The sequence below is a fragment of the Pseudazoarcus pumilus genome (genome assembly GCF_002872475.1).
GTDB classification, from domain to species: Bacteria; Pseudomonadota; Gammaproteobacteria; order Burkholderiales; family Rhodocyclaceae; genus Pseudazoarcus; species Pseudazoarcus pumilus.
The window spans coordinates 1398995-1418774 of sequence record NZ_CP025682.1; the positions used below are offsets into that span (position 1 = coordinate 1398995).

General features: G+C 64.8%; 19 protein-coding genes. 6 read left to right on the top strand and 13 right to left on the bottom strand.

What is annotated here, in order from left to right; genetic code table 11:
* Positions 1-96: 96 nt before the first annotated feature.
* Genes C0099_RS06745 through C0099_RS06755 form a run of 3 tightly spaced genes read left to right on the top strand, consistent with a single transcriptional unit; the run spans position 97 to position 2452 of the window.
* A complete protein-coding gene (locus C0099_RS06745; protein WP_102246727.1) occupies positions 97-417 on the top strand; it encodes a PepSY domain-containing protein in 321 nt (106 codons plus the stop codon).
* Entirely contained in the window at positions 417-1079 is a 663-nt protein-coding gene (locus C0099_RS06750) for a response regulator transcription factor (RefSeq protein ID WP_102246728.1), read from the top strand. Before C0099_RS06745 ends, C0099_RS06750 begins: the two co-directional genes overlap by 1 nt.
* Positions 1076-2452, top strand: coding sequence for a sensor histidine kinase (locus C0099_RS06755; RefSeq protein WP_102246729.1), 1377 nt, complete (start codon positions 1076-1078; stop codon positions 2450-2452). The genes C0099_RS06750 and C0099_RS06755 overlap by 4 nt, the downstream gene beginning before the upstream one ends.
* 3 nt (positions 2453-2455) lie before the next feature.
* On the opposite strand, the gene C0099_RS06760 is transcribed toward C0099_RS06755, so the two are convergent.
* From C0099_RS06760 to C0099_RS06780, 5 genes are all read right to left on the bottom strand, one after another.
* On the bottom strand, positions 2456-4903 hold the full coding sequence (locus C0099_RS06760) for a cation-translocating P-type ATPase (protein ID WP_102246730.1): 2448 nt from the start codon (positions 4901-4903) through the stop codon (positions 2456-2458).
* A 233-nt stretch (positions 4904-5136) separates the two neighbouring features.
* Positions 5137-6480: a type II toxin-antitoxin system HipA family toxin gene (locus C0099_RS06765; protein ID WP_102246731.1), complete on the bottom strand. Its 1344-nt coding sequence runs from the start codon at positions 6478-6480 to the stop codon at positions 5137-5139.
* A gap of 5 nt (positions 6481-6485) precedes the next feature.
* Entirely contained in the window at positions 6486-6791 is a 306-nt protein-coding gene (locus C0099_RS06770; protein WP_102246732.1) for a helix-turn-helix domain-containing protein, read from the bottom strand.
* Positions 6792-7381: 590 nt separating this feature from the next.
* Positions 7382-8725 (bottom strand): type II toxin-antitoxin system HipA family toxin, encoded by a 1344-nt coding sequence (locus tag C0099_RS06775; protein WP_102246733.1) that lies wholly within the window; start codon positions 8723-8725, stop codon positions 7382-7384.
* A 5-nt stretch (positions 8726-8730) separates the two neighbouring features.
* Positions 8731-9036, bottom strand: a complete 306-nt coding sequence (locus C0099_RS06780; RefSeq protein ID WP_102246734.1) for a helix-turn-helix domain-containing protein — start codon at positions 9034-9036, stop codon at positions 8731-8733.
* Between the two features lie 665 nt (positions 9037-9701).
* On the opposite strand from C0099_RS06780, the gene C0099_RS15960 reads away from it, so the two are divergent.
* Both C0099_RS15960 and C0099_RS06790 read left to right on the top strand, forming a co-directional pair.
* Positions 9702-10634, top strand: coding sequence for a glycosyltransferase family 4 protein (locus tag C0099_RS15960; protein WP_164084881.1), 933 nt, complete (start codon positions 9702-9704; stop codon positions 10632-10634).
* A complete protein-coding gene (locus C0099_RS06790) occupies positions 10634-11836 on the top strand; it encodes a radical SAM protein (protein WP_164084882.1) in 1203 nt (400 codons plus the stop codon). The genes C0099_RS15960 and C0099_RS06790 overlap by 1 nt, the downstream gene beginning before the upstream one ends.
* Here the strand turns inward: C0099_RS06790 and C0099_RS06795 are convergent.
* From C0099_RS06795 to C0099_RS06810, 4 genes are read right to left on the bottom strand one after another with little or no spacing between them, the layout of a single operon-like run.
* Entirely contained in the window at positions 11806-13554 is a 1749-nt protein-coding gene (locus tag C0099_RS06795; RefSeq protein ID WP_228151669.1) for a SulP family inorganic anion transporter, read from the bottom strand. The genes C0099_RS06790 and C0099_RS06795 overlap by 31 nt on opposite strands.
* A gap of 1 nt (position 13555) precedes the next feature.
* Positions 13556-13972 carry a DUF6691 family protein gene (locus tag C0099_RS06800; protein WP_102246737.1) on the bottom strand — a complete coding sequence of 139 codons (417 nt, stop codon included), beginning with the start codon at positions 13970-13972 and terminating at the stop codon, positions 13556-13558.
* Between the two features lie 10 nt (positions 13973-13982).
* The gene (locus C0099_RS06805; RefSeq protein WP_102246738.1) at positions 13983-14423 is read right to left on the bottom strand and encodes a YeeE/YedE family protein; all 441 of its coding nucleotides are present in this window, start codon (positions 14421-14423) and stop codon (positions 13983-13985) included.
* Between the two features lie 14 nt (positions 14424-14437).
* On the bottom strand, positions 14438-14746 hold the full coding sequence (locus C0099_RS06810; protein ID WP_102246739.1) for an ArsR/SmtB family transcription factor: 309 nt from the start codon (positions 14744-14746) through the stop codon (positions 14438-14440).
* Between the two features lie 92 nt (positions 14747-14838).
* On the opposite strand from C0099_RS06810, the gene C0099_RS06815 reads away from it, so the two are divergent.
* Positions 14839-15708, top strand: coding sequence for an MBL fold metallo-hydrolase (locus C0099_RS06815; RefSeq protein WP_102246740.1), 870 nt, complete (start codon positions 14839-14841; stop codon positions 15706-15708).
* A 6-nt stretch (positions 15709-15714) separates the two neighbouring features.
* Here the strand turns inward: C0099_RS06815 and ribD are convergent, their stop codons facing one another.
* The 4 genes from ribD to C0099_RS06835 all read right to left on the bottom strand — a co-directional run bounded on the left by ribD (position 15715) and on the right by C0099_RS06835 (position 19770).
* Positions 15715-16812, bottom strand: coding sequence for a bifunctional diaminohydroxyphosphoribosylaminopyrimidine deaminase/5-amino-6-(5-phosphoribosylamino)uracil reductase RibD (gene ribD / locus C0099_RS06820; protein WP_102246741.1), 1098 nt, complete (start codon positions 16810-16812; stop codon positions 15715-15717).
* Positions 16793-17314: a transcriptional regulator NrdR gene (nrdR, locus tag C0099_RS06825; RefSeq protein ID WP_102246742.1), complete on the bottom strand. Its 522-nt coding sequence runs from the start codon at positions 17312-17314 to the stop codon at positions 16793-16795. The genes ribD and nrdR overlap by 20 nt, the downstream gene beginning before the upstream one ends.
* Positions 17315-17338: 24 nt before the next feature.
* A complete protein-coding gene (gene glyA / locus C0099_RS06830; RefSeq protein WP_102246743.1) occupies positions 17339-18586 on the bottom strand; it encodes a serine hydroxymethyltransferase in 1248 nt (415 codons plus the stop codon).
* A 98-nt stretch (positions 18587-18684) separates the two neighbouring features.
* The gene (locus tag C0099_RS06835; RefSeq protein WP_102246744.1) at positions 18685-19770 is read right to left on the bottom strand and encodes a TRAP transporter substrate-binding protein; all 1086 of its coding nucleotides are present in this window, start codon (positions 19768-19770) and stop codon (positions 18685-18687) included.
* Between the last annotated feature and the right edge of the window lie 10 nt (positions 19771-19780).

The following is a 19780-nucleotide window of genomic DNA, read 5'->3' on the forward strand; positions in this document are numbered from 1 at the left end:
CGCATTGTCAGCAGTGGCGCCTGAACGGCCGCTGAACCTGCCGTTCAGCCTGCGTTCAGGTGGGCAGCGCTATAAACGCGTGTCAGGAGGTGCGGAATGAAGAACATCGCAGTGCGCATTGCCGGCCTATCCGCCCTGTGCCTCATGCTGGCCGGGCCGGTGCTGGCCGACGACAAGGATCACGAGCGCGCGCGGCGCGCGCTGGAAGCCGGCGAGGTGTTGCCGCTGGGCGAAGTGCTGGCGCGCATCGCGCGCGAGATGCCGGGCGACGTGCTGGAAGTCGAGCTCGAGCGCGACGACGGGCGCTGGATCTACGAGATCAAGCTGCTGCGTGCCGACGGCGCGTTGCTGGAGGTGGAGGTCGACGCCGCCACGGCTGGCGTGATCGAGGTCGAACACGAGAAGCGGGGACGCTGATGCGCGTGCTGGTGGTCGAGGACGAGGCGGTGCTGGCCGAGCAGCTGCGCGAGGCCCTCGCGGCGGCGGGCTATGCCGTGGATCACGCTGACAACGGCGTCGATGGCCAGTATCTGGGGGAGGTCGAGAACTACGATGCGGTGGTGCTCGATCTGGGCCTGCCGCGCATGGACGGACTGACGGTGCTGCGCCAGTGGCGCGCGGCCGGGCGCGACATGCCGGTGCTGATCCTGACCGCGCGAGACAGCTGGCACGAGAAGGTCGGCGGCATCGACGCCGGCGGCGACGACTACCTGACCAAGCCCTTCCACATGCAGGAACTGCTCGCCCGCATCCGCGCACTGATCCGGCGCGCCTCGGGCCGGGCCAGCGCCATTCTCGAAAGTGGGCCGCTGCGGCTCGACACCGCGCGCGGCGAACTGACGGTTTCCGGGCAACCGGTGACGCTGACCAGCCACGAGTTCCGCCTGCTCGCCTATCTGATGCACCACCCGGGGCGCATCGTCTCGCGCGGCGAACTCACCGAGCACCTGTACGCGCAGGACCACGAGCGCGACTCCAACACCATCGAGGTGTTCGTCGCGCGCCTGCGCAAGAAGCTGCCGTCGGAGTTGATCGAAACCGTGCGCGGGCTCGGCTACCGCCTCGTGGACGCGGTATGAACCCGACCACGCACGCCCCTCGGCGCTGGCGCAACTCGCTCGGGCTGCGCCTGGTGGCCGGCACGCTGTGCTGGGTCGCGGTGGCGCTGGTGGTGGCCGGCTGGGGACTGTCAGCGCTGTTTGCCGAGCACGTCACGCGGCAGTTCCGCGCCGAACTCGGCACTCATCTGGACGAGCTCGCCGCCGCCATCGAATTCGATGCCGACGGTGCGCTGCAATTGCGCGCGCCGCTGGGCGACCCGCGCATGGCACGGCCGTATTCGGGCCTGTACTGGCAGGTGGACCGCGTCGCGCTCGAGGCCAATAAGGGGGTGCTGCGCTCGCGCTCGCTGTGGGACGGCGTGCTCGCCATGCCGGCGGAGGCCGCGACCGACGGACAGCGCCGCCTGCATCACGTACGCGGCCCGGACGGCGCCGACGTGCTGCTGCTCGAACAGATCCTGCGGCTCGATGATCTCACGCTGCGCGTCGGCGTGGCCGGCAACGAGGCACTGGTTAGTGAACCGGTGGCGCGTTTCAACGGGCTGCTCGCACTCGCGCTGCTGATTCTCGGCCTTGGCCTGGTGAGCGCGAGCGTGATGCAGTTGCGCATTGCGCTGCGTCCCTTGCGCCGCGTGCGCGACGAGCTCGGGCAGGTACGTGACGGTAGTGTGTCGCGCCTCGCCGGCTCTTACCCCGACGAGTTGCAGCCGCTGGTGAATGAGTTCAACGATGTGCTCGCGCAGAACTCGGCAGTCGTGGCCCGCGCGCGCACTCAGGCGGGCAATCTCGCCCATGCATTGAAGACGCCGCTCACCATCCTCGCCAACGCCGCGCGCGAGGGTGACGGCGCGCTGGCGCGCAGCGTGGCCGAGCAGACGCAGGTCGCGCAGCGCCACATCGAACGCCACCTCGCCCACGCCCGCGCGGCCGCGCGGGCCGGCGCTGCGGGTCAGCGCGTGCCGCTGCAGCCGGTGCTGGAAGGTTTGCTGCGCGTGATGCGTCGCCTGCACGCCGAGCGCGACCTGACACTGGAGCTGGAAGATTGCCCGGCAGCCGCGGTGTTTCGCGGTGACGAGCAGGATTTGCAGGAGATGCTCGGCAACCTGCTCGACAACGCCTGCAAGTGGGCCGCCCGGCGGGTGATCGTGAGCGCAGGTATCGTGGATCAGGCCTTGATCGTGACGGTCGAGGACGATGGCCGCGGAATCCCGGAGCATGAGCAAGAGGCGATGCTGCAGCGCGGCGTGCGTGCCGACGAGCGCACGCCCGGCTCGGGCCTAGGACTTTCCATCGCGCTGGAACTGGCGGAACTCTATGGAGGCGGACTCACCCTTGACACATCCCCTCTGGGCGGACTGCAGGCGAGCTTGCGTCTGCCCGCGATCTCCTAGTGGTCACGGCAGGGAATGCGCTGCGACGGAGCGTCGCTTGAGACCTTGAGCCCAGAGCACCATCAAGCCTGTAAGGATTCCGCAACCAGCTACCAGTAGCCAGTCGTCCACGTGGGGTGCCTCCATGTGAAAAAGTTCGCCGAGTTCTGGCTGAACGAGCACCATGGCCAGCGCCAGTGGCGGCACCGCCACCATGACCCAGGCCATGCCGCTCAGTGCCGCAGTGATTCCGCTACCGGCCAGCACCAGCGCCAGTACGGCCATGCTGCGGGCGTGCTCCACGGCATATTCGGCTTGCAGCGCATACAGGTAGGCGCCAGAAACCATGGCTGTCACAAGCACTCCGACTGCGCCTACTAGCCACCACTGCCCTGCGTCGAAAAAACGCACCCGAGCACCCGTCGATGGCGGCCGGTCGGGCATGCGTCCCGTGCGTACGTTCTGGAACACCAGCAGTGCTGTGGGGTGGATGATGAGTTCAAGCAGCACGATGTGAATGGGCAGGTAGAGCAGGGGGTAGCCCAGCATCGGAATCAGCGCTGCCGTGATCACCAGCGGGATGTGGATCATCAGCAGGTACTGGAAACTCAGCTGCAAGTTGGCAAAGAGTTGCCGACCCTCGGCCACGGCACCGGCGATGCTGCGAAAGTTGTCGTCCATGAGCACGATGGCTGCGACCTCGCGGGCGCTCTGGCTGCCGCGCTCGCCCATGGCGATGCCCACATCGGCCGCTTGCAGGGCCGGCACGTCATTGACCCCGTCGCCTGTCACGGCAACGATTTCGCCGTCCGCCTGCAGGCTACGTACCAGCTTCAGTTTCTGTGCCGGCATTGCGCGGGCGACTACGTCGATGCCATTCAGGTCAGCGCCGGCGTCCAGCATCTCGCCCGTGACAAGCCGCAAGCCGTCCTGCCCGAGCCCGATCTCGCGGGCGATGGCGGCGGCCGTGTCGGGGTGGTCGCCGGTGACCATGATTACCCGGATGCCTGCGTCGCGACAGGCCTGTACCGACTCTCGCACGCCCTCGCGTACCGGGTCTTCGAAGGCCAGAACGCCGGAGAAGGTGAGTCCGGTGACAGGCTCATTGCCGTCCCATGCAACAGTGTCGAGCTTGCCCGCGGCGCAGGCGATGACCTTGTGGCCGCTTTGCGCGAAGTCGTTAACATCCCGCATCCATCGGTCCACCTCGTCTTCCGAGAGCGAACACAGAGCGAGCACGATCTCCGGCGCCCCTTTGACCGCGACACGCAGACCATCGGGAGTGGCCCAAAGTGAGGTTTCGCGGCGCCGATCCTCCGTGAACGGAAAACAGGCACGCAGGGCTTCGGCTGGGGGAGGCGTTGCGGCCTGCAGCAGCGCCTGGTCCATCGGATCATTGCTGTCGGAGCGCGAAGCCGCAGCCGCTGTCTCGAGCAGCAGCGCCGCGTCGTAGTGCTGCGCAGGCAGCGAATGCGCCAGTTCCAGCCGCCCTTCGGTCAGTGTTCCGGTCTTGTCCGAGCAGATGCAGGTGACGCGCCCGATGTTTTCCACGACAACTGCACGGCGTACCAGGGCCTTGCGACGTGCCAGCCTGTAGACGCCCGCACCCAGGAAAATTGCCAGCACCACTGGAAACTCCTCGGGCAACGCGGCTACAGCTAAGGTCATCGCGCTCAAAATCGCATCAACGATGCCGTAGCCCTGTTGCAAGCGAAGCCCTGCGAGCACCAGACAGAAGCCCCCCGCGATGAACAACAGGATCTTTACCAGGTGCGCAACTGCTTGCTGCAAGGGCGTCAAGGAATGCGTCCCAGCCAGTGCCGAACGGACGATCTCGCCGTACAAGGTCTCGGCGCCGGTCCACACCACGCGCAACCGGGCTTCACCCGTCAGTACCCTCGTGCCGGCAAGTCCCCAATGGACTTCATCGATGGATTGCCCGGCGATCTTAGGCAAATAGGGCTCTTTGCGCACCGGAAAGGCTTCGCCCGTCAAGGTCGACTCATCGACCTGGAGCGAGTCACACCACAGCACGATCCCGTCCGCCGGGAGATACTCACCAGCGCTGACCGACACCATGTCTCCGGGAACCAAGGCCTCAACCGGGACGGACATTGACTGGCCATCACGAACCACCGTTGCTTGAACAGCCAGGCGGCTTCCCAGTCCCGCAACCGACGCTTGAGTGCGTCGGTGCAACCATGCATCCATACCCAGCAGCGGAATCAGAGCAAGCAAGAGGACGGCAGCCTCAACCCGTTCGCCAACAACCCAAAACAGGGCGCTGGCAACGAGCAAGAACCACAGCATCGGATCGCGCAGGCTGTCGCGAATGATCGCCGACCACTTGCCTCCCCGGTCCGGGAGAATCTGGTTGGGTCCGAACTCGCGAAGGCTGGAAGCAGCCTGCTCTGAGCGAAGACCAGCTTGGCCAAGGCCCGTAAGCCTGTTTTCAGGCACAACTCGGCGCATGTGACGTCGCTCAATGGTCGGGAAGCGGTGGCTTCAGGATGAAGTCATCAGTTGAACTGCCGAGTGGAGTTTGACCTGCTCTCGGCTTTATTGCCACGGGATCCTGGGGTGGGTCACGAACCGGAGAAGGGAAGTGTTCGGGGTGCGGCGCTGCGGTGGCGCGGGTGATCGAGGCAGCTTAGTCGAGGCTATGCTCATATCTTCGACGTGGTGGGGTGCCCGGTCGATTTTGGCTACAGCAGCTTGCGCAAGCCTGGGGTCGCGACGTCATCGATATGCCGAAACGCGGTCGCGATTTTGTTTTGCTGGTCTTCCGATACACCCGACTCATCAAAGAACACTCGCCACTGTCTCACCACTTGCCAGATCTGCGCGGTCAGCGCGTAGGCAGTTGCTTTTGAGAGTGTGAATCTCTCCGGCTCTGCGAGCGCGTTGTCGAGTGTCGCCAGTCGGCCTTGCGGGCCGATGCCCAGATGCAGATAGCGCTCACTTGCATGGCTGGGGCGGGGGAGTACATCGTACAGCGGGCTCAGTCGCCAGCCTCTGAGCCTCGGGTCCCAAAGAAAGCCGTGATTGCGCAGGTGGTCATCGTCGTTGCTCACCAAGATGTTGAACACCATGCGCTTGAAAAGCTCTTCGTTGTCTGCCCGGATCACCGTGGGGTGGCAGTATCGCCGTACACTCTCAGCGAGGTCCGCGTACGATTTGCGGCGCGACTCCATTTCGTCGCAGCCGAGCATGGTCAGCCCGCTGACGAATCCCATTCGGTGCTCGATTCTGTGGCCCCCTGGGACAGTGGCGCTCAGGTCGAATTCTGGCGGCAGTGGCTCGTTTGGCGAGGACCAGTACCGGTCAAAGCGCTTGATCAACATGATGTTGCGTTTGCTCAGCATGTGTGTCGCAACCGGCGGCACGTTGAGCCCCGCATGTCGCGCGAGCACAAGAGACGCGGATTCGATCCCGGGCACGTCGAAGGCATCGTTTCGGCTGGCGAATTTGGCGAGCCACAGCACACCGCTCTGATCGCGCACCGATGCCTTGGGGCGTGCTCCACCAAGAGCGGAACCATCCGCAAAGATCATCTCGAGATGGGCTGGAACCGGCAGGCCAGCGTCGATCCGCTCTGCGGCCTCGACAAGGTGTGCCAGCGTGTGCCAAGGGCTTGCCCCTGCCGTCGGCGCAGCGTCCAGGCCTTCACGGATATCCAGTGCGCCGACTCGTTCGCTGCCCGCGTGCAGCAGGTATTGCGACTCTGGCAGGCTGTTTGCCGGTACATTCAGCTTTGCTTCGATCACGCGCCGCCCCCAAGCGTCCGGAGCGGCATCACGAATTCCCCCGAAGAACGGAAGCTGGTTCGCAGGCAGGAGGCGCTTGCCTCGCACCGCTTCGCGGTCTGACAGCCCCAAGCTCACGGGGTCGACTTCGAGAGCGTTGCCGCGGTTGAGGTAGTTCAGGCCGTACGCGAAGCTTGAGGCCAAGAGGCGATCTCCCTCTTCGGTCAGCACCAGTTGCCCGCACGGCGCCCAGTTTCCGCCGAGGCTGGCGAAAGCGGTGAGCTTGACGTCTTTTGCACTCATCCCGTTTAGAAGTCCAACTCGCTAAGTTGAGAGGGTGTCAGCGAGCGTACTCGCTTCGATTGCTCGCGGATCGCAAGGGCCGCCAGGGCCGGGTCTGATTCCGACAAGAGGTCGAGCAAGGTACTGCCCGGAGCAATGGCATTGAGGTAGCGCAGCAACTGGCCCAGCGCGAGTCCCGGATCTCCATGCTCGATGCGATAGGCGGTGTTGCGCGACAGGCCAGCGCGCAAGGCCGCATCAGATTGCTTGATGCCCCGAGCAATACGCAGTCGTGCCAGCCGCTGTCCAAGTTGAGCACTTTGCTCTAGCAGTTCGGGGGGAGCACTGCTGACTGGCGGATCTTCATGTTCGTTAAATCAGGCAAAGCCTGATTAATGATTGAAATCAGATCCATCTTGGTTGGGGTGGGATTGTTTGTCAACAGAGTGATCTTTAAATCGAGCATTGTGAATTCATTGAATGTTTTAACGAACATTCTGACTGCTATCGGCCAGGAAGGAAGGAAAGTGCAGAGTTTTGAACTGCGCATGCCGATGCGGATGGAACAAATTTGGCGTCGCAGTGCTGATATGCGGACGAGGCACGACACCGACCCGAGGACCGTTCTCATCGTCGGTGGATGGGGCGATAAACGCAGAAAAATGCTTACCGTGTAGGCGGATATTTCTTGGCCAGGTTTTGCTTGTTTACGTCATGTTTGGCCAAGTTATGCTTGAACCGAGGGTCGTAGGACAGCCGGAATCTCCCGAGAGTTGGTCAGGTTATGCTTGATTCCGGTCCCCGCTTACGGGTAACGGCACAAAAGGTCGGGCTTTTTGCTTCGCGCTCGTCGGCGAGGGTTCTGCTTGGCTTGCTGCGGTAAAGCACAAACTGGCCGAATGCCCCGTTTATGCTCGATTCATCAAAGCAGCTTGCGCAAGCCCGGGGTCGAGACCTCATCGATGTGCCGAAACGCAGTCGCGATCTTGTCTTGCTGCTCCTCAGACACACCGGCTTCATCAAAGAACACTCGCCACTGTCTCACCACCTGCCAGATCTGCGCGGTCAACGCGCAGGCGGTTGCCTTTGAGAGCGTGAACTTCTCGGGTTCTGCGAGAGCATTGTCGAGTGTTGCCTGCCGGCCCTGCGGGCCGATGCCCAGATGCAGATAGCGCTCACTTGCATGGCTGGGGCGGGGGAGTACATCGTACAGCGGGCTCAGTCGCCAGCCTGTGAGCCTCGGGTCCCAAAGAAAGCCGTGATTGCGCAGATGGTCATCGTCGTTGCTCACCAGGATGTTGAACACCATGCGCTTGAAAAGCTCTTCGTTGTCTGCCCGGATCGCCGTGGGATGGCAGTATCGCCGTACGCGCTCGGCGAGGTCCGCGTACGATTTGTGGCGCGACTCCAGTTCGTCGCAGCCGAGCATGGTCAGCCCGCTGACGAATCCCATCCGGTGCTCGATTCTGTCGTTCCCGGGGCCAGTGGCGCTCAGGTCAGATTCTGGCGGCAGTGGCTCCTCTGGCGAGGACCAGTACCGGTCGAAGCGCCGGATCAACATGATGTTGCGGTTGCCCAGCAGATGTGTCGCAACCGGCGGCACGTTGAGCCCCGCATGTCGCGCGAGCACAAGAGAAGCGGATTCGATCCCGGGAACGTCAAAGGCATCGTTTCGGCTGGCGAATTTGGCGAGCCACAGCACACCGCGCTGATCACGCACGGATGCCTTTGGGCGCGCACCACCAAGGGCTGAACCATCCGCAAAGATCATCTCGAGATGGGCTGGAACCGGCAGGCCGGCGTCGATCCGTTCTGCGGCCTCGACGAGGTGTTCCAGAGTGTGCCAAGGACTTGCTCCTGCCGTCGGCGCAGCGTCCAGGCCTTCACGGATATCCAGTGCGCCGACTCGTTCGCCGCCAGCGTGCAGCAGGTATTGCGACTCGGGCAGGCTGTTTGCCGGGACCTTCAGCTTTGCTTCGATCACGCGCCGCCCCCAGGCGTCCGGAGCCGCATCGCGAATTCCCCCGAAGAACGAGAGTCTGTTCGCAGGCAGGAGGCGCTTGCCTCGCACCGCTTCGCGGTCTGACAGCCCCAAGCTCACGGGGTCGACTTCGAGAGCGTTGCCGCGGTTGAGGTAGTTCAGGCCGTACGCGAAGCTTGAGGCCAAGAGGCGATCTCCCTCTTCGGTCAGCACCAGTTGCCCGCACGGCGCCCAGTTTCCGCCGAGGCTGGCGAAAGCGGTGAGCTTGACGTCTTTTGCACTCATCCCGTTTAGAAGTCCAGCTCGCTAAGTTGAGAGGGTGTCAGCGAGCGTACTCGCTTCGATTGCTCGCGGGTCGCAAGGGCCGCCAGGGCCGGGTCTGATTCCGACAAGAGGTCGAGCAAGGTACTGCCCGGAGCAATGGCAGTGAGGTAGCGCAGCAACTGGCCCAGCGCGAGTCCCGGATCTCCATGCTCGATGCGATAGGCGGTGTTGCGCGACAGGCCAGCGCGCAAGGCCGCATCAGATTGCTTGATGCCCCGAGCAATACGCAGTCGTGCCAGCCGCTGTCCAAGTTGAGCACTTTGCTCTAGCAGTTCGGGGGGAGCACTGCTGACTGGCGGATCTTCATGTTCGTTAAATCAGGCAAAGCCTGATTAATGATTGAAATCAGATCCATCTTGGTTGGGGTGGGATTGTTTGTCAACAGAGTGCTCTTTAAATCGAGCATTGTGAATTCATTGAATGTTTTAACGAACATTCTGACTGCTATCGGCCAGGAAGGAAGGAAAGTGCAGAGTTTTGAACTGCGCATGCCGATGCGGATGGAACAAATTTGGCGTCGCAGTGCTGATATGCGGACGAGGCACGACACCGACCCGAGGACCGTTCTCATCGTCGGTGGATGGGGCGATAAACGCAGAAAAATGCTTACCGTGTAGGCGGATATTTCTTGGCCAGGTTTTGCTTGTTTACGTCATGTTTGGCCAAGTTATGCTTGAACCGAGGGTCGTAGGACAGCTGGAATCTCCCGAGAGTTGGTCAGGTTATGCTTGATTCCGGTCCCCGCTTACGGGTAACGGCACACTCAGGTCGGGCTTTTTGCTGTGTGGCGCACGTGCGCATGGCTAATCTTCGCCGCTCCGATCCGCCTCCTGAACCGTATCACTTGAAGCCGTGAATCCCGACGTTAACGCAGTTGTTCCGGACTTGCGGATGCGCCGCGGTGAATCTACCGATAAGCTGCGCATTTCGGACCTTCATGGACGAACCTGGGTATTCGGCGATGCACTTGCGCGTGCTTCTGGTTCATTACTGGGTCAATGGCGTCCGGGGCGGAGCGGAACTGAGCCTGCTCCGGCATGTCGAGTGCGCACCGACGGGCATCGAGGTGGTGGTGGCGCATGCGGAAGACACGCCGGATCTGGCCGGATTTGATGTGGTCGTCGTCGCCAGTGTTCGCCCTCCCGGGGACTATCGCGACTGGAAGAACCAGACGCGACTCGTAGTCCGCTGGACGGAAGCGCTCGCTGGCTACGAGGGATTTGCGATTCGCAGCGAGCGCGACCTTCATCCCTGCGGGCAGCGCGACGCCGCCTGCGTCGGGGCGCACGCCTGGGTCCGGACGCCGTGCGAATGTCCGCCGGAACTCGGCGGATTGTATCGGGCCTTCTTCGACGCATTCGATGTGGTCCACTTCCTGTCGCCGGGACACCGGGAGATCGTCCGGGCATTGGTGAGCGTCGAGCGGCCGACGGTGCTGATCGCGCCGCCCATCGACCTGTCCCGCTTTCGGGTGCTGGTCCCGCCCGAGCAGCGCCCTGCAATCGCACTGATTTTCGATTGCCCGGCGCGCATGGCGCCGACCTCGGCCGAGCGCGCGCGGCGTGCCGGCTACGTGCCGGAAGTGTTGCCCTACCTCAGCGTCCCCTACGAGGACATGCCCGAGTTGCTCAATGGCTATGCTGCTGTCGTCGTCGATCCGCTCATGTACCATGCCTTCGGCAGACTGGCGGTGGAAGCGCAGGCCTGCGGCTGCCGGGTGTTGGCGAGCGAGCGGGTTGGGGCGACCAGTTGGCCGGATGCCCTGGCGGCCGCACGGGTGTCGAGCCCGAATTTCTGGTCACTGGTCGGCGCGGCGAAACTGCCCGCGGGCGAGCGTCGGCAGCTGCTCGAATCGATGGAGAACGGATAGTGCGCTGGGTGCCGGATTTCGGATCGATGATGGATCGGCTTCGCGGTTTGCCCACGACCGTTCCCTTGCAGGAGGAAAGCGTCCTCTATCACTGCCGGCTGGACCGGGCCAAACGCGACAATCTTGCCGCGCAGGCCGCCGACCCCGCGTCGGAGGGTCATGCCAGGCCGCATCTGCTGCATGTGGGGGTGACGACGGTATGCAATCTCAAATGTCCCGCCTGTCCCACCGGAAACGACACGCTCGGGCGGCCCAATGAGCATCTGGACTACGACACCTATGCACGGGTGATCGACGAGATGCGCGATCACTTGCTGCTGACGCTGTTCTGGGACTGGGGCGAACCGCTGCTGCACCCGCGCATCACGGACATGGTGGCGCATGCGGGCAAGTCGGGAATCAAGACCCTGATCAGCACCAACGGCACGGTGCGCGTGAACCCGAAGTTCATGGGTGAGCTGGTCGAGAGCGGTCTGACGCTGATCTGCGTCTGCGTGGACGGGGCCGATCAGGAAACCTTCGAGAAGTACCGGGTCGGCGGCAAGCTCGCAGACGCGCTGAAGACCATTGAGCTGCTGCGGGAGGCCAAGGACCGACTGGGCGTGCAGCACCCGGTGATCAATTTCCGCGTGCTTGCCACGCGCGACACGGTGCCGCAGATTCCGCGCCTGTTGCAGCTTGCCAAGGAGGTCGGCGCGGATCTGTTTACGCTCAAGGATTTCCGCCCCTTCGACTATCGCGGGCACGACGTGTCGCGCGAGTTCGTGCCATTGAAGGCAAATTTTTCCCGCTACGCACTCACCCAGGGAAAACCAACGGAAGGGTTGGAGAAGGCCCGGGTCACGGGCCCGCTGCGTTGCGGCAAGCCGCTGCGCGCACCTACGCTCAATTCAGACGGTCAGCTCAGTTTCTGCAGCTACGCGAGCTACGACGAGGAGTTCTTCGGGTCGCTTTCCGACGACGCCTTTGAAGGTTTGTGGCGCTCTCCGCGGGCGGTGTCGCTGCGCAAGGGATTCCTGGAGCGGGGCGGCATGCCGACCTGCCACAGTTGCTATTTCCGAACCGATCACAAGCCGACGGTGCGCTTCAGCATCCCGCTGCGTCCACTGCCCGATGACGTGCAGGTCATGGCAATCGACGACGAGGCGATCCTCCTCGCGGAAGCGGCCGATTACGGGGCCTCGCTCGCGCAAACCGACTGACCGTTCGGGTTCTGCAGTTCGGGTGCGAGTGCGCAGATGGCCCTGAAATGGGTCAGAAACACATCGCCCGACAAACGATCCAGAAAATCGGTGCGCTGCAGATGGTCCATAACCGGGCCTTTCACTTCGGACAGGTGCAGCAGGATGCCGGCGTCTCGCAAGCGGCGGTCGATGGCCTCCAGGCTTTCCAGCGCGCTGGCGTCGATGTCGTTGATGGCCGAGCACAGCAGCACCACGTGGCGCAGCTTCGGCCGGGCGGCGACGGCGGCGTTGATGCGGTCCTCGAGCGCGCGGGCGTTGGCGAAATAGAGACTCTCGTCGACACGCAGGCTGACCACTTCCGGCGTGGTCAGCACTTGATGGCGGTGGATGTTGCGGAAATGTTCGGTGCCGGGAACGAGACCCACCTCGGCGATGTGTGGGCGGCTGGTGCGCAGAAGGAACAGCGCCAGCGACACGCCTACGCCGGCGATCAGCCCGGTCTCGACGCCAAAGCCCAATGTCGCCAGCAGTGTCGTCAGCACCGCGACGAAATCCGGTTTGGAGTAGTTCCAGGTGCGCTGGAGTACGCGCAGATCGACCAGCGACAGCACGGCCACGACGATGGTTGCGGCGAGCGTGGCCTGTGGCAGGTAGTACAGGGCCGGAGTGAGCAGCAGCGCGGCGAGGACGATGCCGGCGGCCGTCAGCACCCCGGCTGCGGGGGTTCGTGCGCCGGCGTCGAAGTTGACCACCGAGCGCGCGAAGCCGCCGGTGACCGGATAGCCGCCGGTGAATCCGGCCGAGACGTTGGCCGCGCCGAGTGCGACCAGTTCGCGGTCCGGGTCGATGCGCTGTCGCGCGCGCGCGGCCAGCGTCTGGCCTACCGAGACCGATTCGACGAAGCCCACCACGCTGATCAGCAGGGCGGGCAGTGCGAGTTGCTGCAACAGCGAGAGATCCCAGACCGGCAGCGTCAGCGGCGGAAGGCCTTGCGGAATGCTGCCGACGATCGCCACCCCGGCCCGATCCCAGCCGAAGTGCCAGGTCGCCAGCGTGGTGACGGCGATTGCCACGACCGGTGCCGTGCGTGCGGCGATGTCGGCCACGCGCGCCGACAGCGCGCGCGCCAAAACCGGCCTGAGACCGTGGCGCGACCAGAACAGAAAGGCGATGGTGATCAGACCGATCGCGGCAGTCGGTGCATGGGCTTCGGGAAGGTGGCGTGCCAGCGAGACGAACAGGGCGATGAAATCGTGACCGCCCGCGGGCACGGCGAGCAGGGTCTTGAACTGGCTGGCGGCGATAAGCAGGCCGGTGGCCGTAATGAAGCCCGAGATCACCGGGTGGCTGAGGAAGTTGGCGACGAATCCCAGGCGCAGCCAGCCCATGAGGAGAAGCATTGCGCCGGACATGAAGGCCAGCGTGATCGCCGCAGCCCAGTAATCCGACGAGCCGGCCATGGCGTAGTCGCCGATCGCAGTGGCGGTCATCAGCGACACCACCGCCACCGGCCCCACCGCGAGCACGCGGCTGGTGCCGAAGGCCGCATAGGCTACCAGCGGTGCGATGCTCGCATACAGCCCGACTTCGGGCGGCAGACCCGCGAGCATCGCGTAGGCGAGGCTCTGCGGGATGAGCATGATCGTGACGATCAGCGCGGCGACGGCGTCGGCGGCGAAGGTCTCGCCACGATAGCCGCGCAGCCAATCCATCGCGGGCAGGACGGGGCGGCGCACGTCAGCGAATGCGACGTTCGACCAGGGCGTACAAGCCCATGCCGGCGAGCATCGCGAGGACGAAGAGCACGGCCTTGATCTCGCCCGAGGCGGATGCGACCAGCGCGGGACCGGGGCAGAAGCCGGCCAGGCCCCAGCCGGCGCCGAAGATCAGCGCGCCGCCCACCAGTCGCTTGTCGATCTGCGTTGCGCGGGGCAAGTGCATGGCGTCGCCGAGAACACTTCGCGTGCGACCCCTGGCCAGCGCGAAGGCGAAGGCGCCGACCGCAATCGCGCCGCCCATCACCAGAGCCAGCGACGGGTCCCAGGTGCCGAACAGGTCGAGAAAGCCCAGAACCTTGGACGGGTCCGTCATGCCGGAGAGGATGAGCCCGAGGCCGAAGATCAGCCCGACGAGAAATTCGGTCAAACGCTGCATGGCGCGCTCCTCAGGCGAAGATGTGACGGATGACGAAGACGACCGCGAAACCGGCCGCCATGAACGACAGCGTGGCGACCAGCGAGCGCGGCGACAGGCGCGACAGCCCGCATACGCCGTGACCGCTGGTGCAGCCCGAGCCCAGACGCGTGCCGAAGCCGACCAGCAGGCCGGCGACGATCAGCGTCACCAGACCGGCGTCGATGGTCGGCGCCATCGCCCAGCCTGCCGGTGCGAGCAACATGTAGAGAAACGGTGAGGCGACCAAACCAAGCAAAAAGGCGATGCGCCACACCGCGTCGCCTGTTGCGGGGCGCAGCAGTCCGCCAAGAATGCCGCTCACGCCGAGGATGCGGCCATTGGCGAGCACGAACAGTGCAGCCGCGACGCCGATCAGCACGCCGCCGGCGAGCGAGGCCCACGGCGTGAAGTTTGCCCAGTCGATGCTCATTGCCTACGCTCCGGTCATGTGCAGAATTGATCGTGAAGCACCGTGATCAGCGCGCCCACTTGCGGACTGATCAGGCGGTAGTGGATGTGACGACCCTCGCGTCGCGTGTCGACCAGCGCCTCGGCGCGCAGCACCGTGAGTTGCTGCGACAGCGTCGGCTGGCCGATGCCCAGCCGCGCCTCGAGTTCGCCCACGCGTCGTTCGCCCTGCGCCAGCTCGCACAGGATCATCAGGCGGTCGCGGTTGGACAGCACCTTGAGCACGCGGCAGGCCCGCTCGGCGCTGTCCTGCAGGATCTCGGGTGACGGGATGGCGGTGGTCATCGCGACGGTCCATAGTTCAGTGAATAATAATATATTGACCATGAAACTATTAGTCAATACATTAACGATTACTGATCGACAGGAGAGCCTGCATGTCCGATTCCCACCCCTATGTTCACGGCGTCTACGACAAGATCACCGGTACCGTCACGCACATCGTCCATGCCGGGCGCGGCAGCGCCTGCGCGATCATCGATTCGGTGCTCGACTACGATCCCAAGTCGGGACGCACGACCCATCGTCACGCCGACGAGGTCATCGCCTTCGTGCGTGACTACGACCTGACGGTCGAGTGGATTCTCGAGACCCACGCCCATGCCGACCACCTGTCGGCCGCGCCGTATCTGAAACGGCAACTGGGCGGGCGCATCGCCATCGGCGACAACATCCGCCGCGTGCAGAAGGTGTTTCGCGACATCTTCAACCTGGAGCCGGAATTCCGCATGGACGGCTCGCAGTTCGAACGGCTGTTCGCCGATGACGAGGTATTCCGCATCGGTGAACTGGAGGCGCAGGTGATGTACGTGCCCGGCCATACGCCCGCCTGCGTCGCCTACCGCATCGGTGACGCGGTGTTCGTCGGCGATACTCTGTTCATGCCCGACGTGGGCACGGCGCGCTGCGACTTCCCCGGAGGCGATGCGCATGCGCTTTACCGCTCCGCGCGACGCATCCTGTCACTGCCACCCGACACGCGATTGTTCATGTGCCACGACTATCCGCCGTCGGGGCGCGGCCCGAGCTGGGTATGCACGGTCGCCGACCAGCGCGAAGGGAACATCCATGTGCGCGACGGAATTTCCGAGGAGGAATTCGTCGCGATGCGAACCAAGCGCGACGCGACGCTGGAGATGCCGGTGCTGATCCTGCCATCCGTGCAGGTCAACATCCGTGCCGGCAGCCTGCCGCCGTCCGAGGACAACGGCGTGTCCTACCTGAAGATTCCGCTCAACGCGCTCTGAGGGGATTCAGGGCAGCGGCGACAACCGCCCGATGATGCGGATGTCGTCGCCGATGCGGCGCACGTCGTGCAGGGTGGGGCGCAGGGCCTGATCGAGCCCGGTCATCGCGGCGAGGTTGAAGATGCCCTGGGCGGCGTCGCCGACCAGCATCGGAGCCATGTAGAGCAGCAGTTCGTCGACGCAGCCTTCGCGCAGCAGCGAGCCGTTGAGCTTGAAGCCGGCTTCGGCGTGTACCTCGTTGATGCCGCGTGCGGCCAGCTCATGCAGCAGGGCGGGGAGGTCGACCTTGCCTGCGTCGTTGGGCAGCACCACGATTTCGGCGCCGCGCGCCGCGTATTCGGCATGGCGCGCAGCATCGTCCACGGCGCTAGCGATGAGCACGTTGCCGCCTTCGAGAATGCGTGCGTTCAGGGGCGTTTCCAGCCGGCCGTCGACCACCACGCGCAGTGGCTGGCGACTGCAGGGCACGTCGCGCACGGTCAGTTGCGGGTCGTCGGCGCGCACCGTGCCGTAGCCGGTCAGCACGGCGCAGGCGCGTGCGCGCCAGCGGTGGCCGTCGCGTCGTGCGGCTGCTCCGGTGATCCACTGACTGACCCCGTTTCCCAGTGCGGTCTTGCCGTCGAGCGTGCTGGCGGCCTTGAGCCGCAGCCACGGTCGGCCGCGCGTCATGCGCGAGATGTAGCCGATGTTGAGTTCGCGCGCTTCGCCTTCCAGCAGCCCGCAATCCCAGCCAATGCCGTGTTCGTCGAGCAGCGCGAAGCCGCGCCCCGAAACCTTGGGGTTGGGGTCGCGCATCGCCGCGACCACGCGCGCCACGCCGGCGCGCACCAGCGCTTCGGCGCAGGGCGGCGTGTGCCCGTAGTGGGCACAGGGCTCGAGCGTGATGTAGACGGTCGCACCGCGTGCGGCCTCACTGGCAGCGGCCAGTGCGGCGGCCTCGGCGTGCGGGCTGCCGGCGCGCTCATGCCAGCCTTCGCCGACGATCCGGCCGTCGCGTACCACGACGCTGCCCACGCGCGGGTTGGGCGTGGTGGTTTCCAGCCCGCGCGCGGCCAGTTGCAGCGCGCGCGCCATCATCGCGTGGTCAATCGTGGAAAAGGTCATCTTCGGCGGGGGTGGCCGACTTGTCCTTGGCCGGGGCGCGGCCCCGGCGCGGTCGCGTCTTGACCTCACGGATCAGATCGGCGAAGGCGTCGACGTCGGCGAAGTTGCGATACACCGACGCGAAACGCACGTAGGCGACCTGATCAAGATTGCGCAATTCGTCCATGACCAGCTCGCCCAGCTTGGCGCTGGCGATTTCGCGCTCGCCCAGCGACAGCAGGCGCGCCTCGATGCGCTCGATCGCCGCCTCGATGGCCTCGAGCGCGACGGGGCGCTTGCGCAGCGCGAGCCGCAGGCTGCCGGCAAGCTTGTCGTGGTCGAACTCGGTGCGCGCGCCATTGCGCTTGACGATGTGCGGCATCTTCAGATCGATGCGCTCGTAGGTCGTGAAGCGCTTGTCGCAGGCCACACAGCGCCTGCGCCGGCGCACCACGTCGCCTTCGTCGTTTTCGCGGGTGTCGGTGACCTGAGTGTTGGGGTCACCGCAGAAAGGACACTTCATCCGCGCGCCGCCGTTTCGGGGAGATTACGCACCATACACCGGATGCTTGGTGCACAGCGTCGCGACCTTGTCGCGCACACGCGCGGCTACGGTTTCGTCGTTCGGCGCCTCGAGCACGTCGGCGATCAGGTGGGCGACCTCGCCGGCCTCGGTTTCACCGAAGCCACGCGTGGTCATCGCCGGCGAGCCGATGCGCAGACCGGAAGTGACCATCGGGCGCTCCGGGTCGTTGGGAATGGCGTTCTTGTTGACGGTGATGTTGGCGCGACCGAGCGCGTCCTCGGCGTCGCGGCCGGTGATCTTCTTGGCACGCAGGTCGATCAGGAAGACGTGGCTTTCGGTGCGTCCCGAAACGATGCGCAGCCCACGCTCGGCGAGCACGCGCGCCATCGCCTGGGCGTTGGTCAGTACCTGCTGCTGGTAGGCCTTGAAGCCCGGTTCCAGCGCTTCCCTGAAGGCCACTGCCTTGGCGGCGATGACGTGCATAAGCGGGCCGCCCTGAATGCCCGGGAAAATTGCCGAATTGAGCGCGCGCTCGTGTTCCGACTTCATCAGGATGATGCCGCCGCGCGGGCCGCGCAGCGTCTTGTGCGTGGTCGAGGTGACCACGTCGGCGTGGGGCACCGGGTTGGGGTAGAGCCCGGCGGCGATAAGGCCGGCGTAGTGCGCCATGTCCACCCAGAAGATCGCGCCGACGTCCCTGGCAATCTTCGCGAAGCGCTCGAAGTCGATGCGCAGCGAATAGGCCGAGGCGCCGGCGATGAGGATGCGCGGCTTGTGCTCGTGGGCCGCGCGCTCGAGGGCGTCGTAGTCGATCTCCTCTTTGTCGTTGAGACCATAGGAGACCGCGTTGAACCATTTTCCCGACATGTTCAGCGCCATGCCGTGGGTCAGGTGGCCACCTTCGGCCAGGCTCATGCCGAGCACGGTGTCGCCGGGCTTGGCGAAGGCCATCAGCACGGCCTGGTTGGCCTGCGAGCCGGAGTTGGGCTGCACGTTGGCGGCCTCGGCGCCGAACAGGCGCTTGACGCGCTCGATGGCCAGGCGTTCGGCCTCGTCCACGTGCTCGCAGCCACCGTAGTAGCGCTTGCCGGGATAGCCTTCGGCGTACTTGTTGGTCAGTTGCGAGCCCTGCGCCTCCATCACCGCGTGGGAGACGTAGTTCTCCGAGGCGATCAGTTCGATGTGGTCCTGCTGGCGTTGATTCTCGGCCTCGATCGTGGCCCACAGTTCGGGGTCGGTCCGGGCGATGGTGTCGTGCGCAGAAAACATGATCCGCAGTGCTCGCAAAGGGTTGATCCAGACTGCGGATTCTACCATGCGCGTCTGCCCGGAATCGGGCGCAGCGGCGCGTTCTGCCGGGTTCTTCCTCAGAGATCGAGCGTGCGCATGTAGGCGTTGTAGTGGGCCTCGGCCGTCGCGTGCCATTGCACCTGGTCGGCGAGGAAGCGCCGGTAGTCGGCGTGGATGCGTCGCCACCGGGGGTTGCGTGCATCCAGATCGGTGTAGAGATCCTGCGACGCGGCGAAGGCCGCGTCGAGCACCTCGCGCGGAAACGGCGCGAGTCGCGCGCCTTCGCCGAGCAGGCGCTTCATCGCGGCCGGATTGCGCGCGTCGTAGCGCGCCTGCATCAGGACGTGGGCGTCGCTCGCAGCGCGTTCGACGATGCTCTTGTATTCGGCGGGCAGCGCGTTCCAGGCCTCGGTGCCGACGTACAGCGACAGTTGCCCGCTGCCTTCCCACCAGGCCGGATAGTGGTAGTGGGGTGCGACGCGGTGCAGGCCGAGCTTGAGGTCGTCGTAGGGGCCGATGAACTCGGTGGCGTCGATCGTGCCCTTTTCGAGCGCGGGATAGGCGTCGGACAGTGGAATATTCTGCGTGAGCACGCCCAGGCGTTCGAACACCATGCCGCCGAAGCCGCCGATGCGCACGCGCAGGTCCTTGAGGTCGTCGAGCGAGCGCACCGGGCGGCGATACCAGCCGCCCATCTGCGTGCCCGAGTTGCCCATGACGAAATTGACCACGCCATGATCGGCATACAGCTCGCGCAGCAGTGCCAACCCGTTGCCGTCGAACATCCATGCCGTTTGCTGGCGCGAGTTCATGCCGAAGGGGATGGCGCAGTCGAAGGAGAAGGCCTCGTCCTTGCCGAAGTAGTAGTAGGCCGCGGTGTGGCCGCAATCGACCGTGCCGTTGCCCACGGCGTCGAGCACCGAGAATGGTGGCACCAGTTCGCCGGCGGCGTAGATTGAGATCGTGAAGCGCCCGTCGGTGGCTTCCGAGACGTTGCGCGCGAATCGCTCGGTGCAGCCGTGCAGGATGTCGAGCGACTTCGGGAAGCTCGACGCCAGCCGCCAGCGCATCGCCGGGCGTGCGCCGACCACGCCGGGTGCCACGCCGGCGGCGACGATGCCGCCCAGGCCGGCGTGTTGCAGGAAGCGGCGACGCGAACTCATTGCAAGCCGG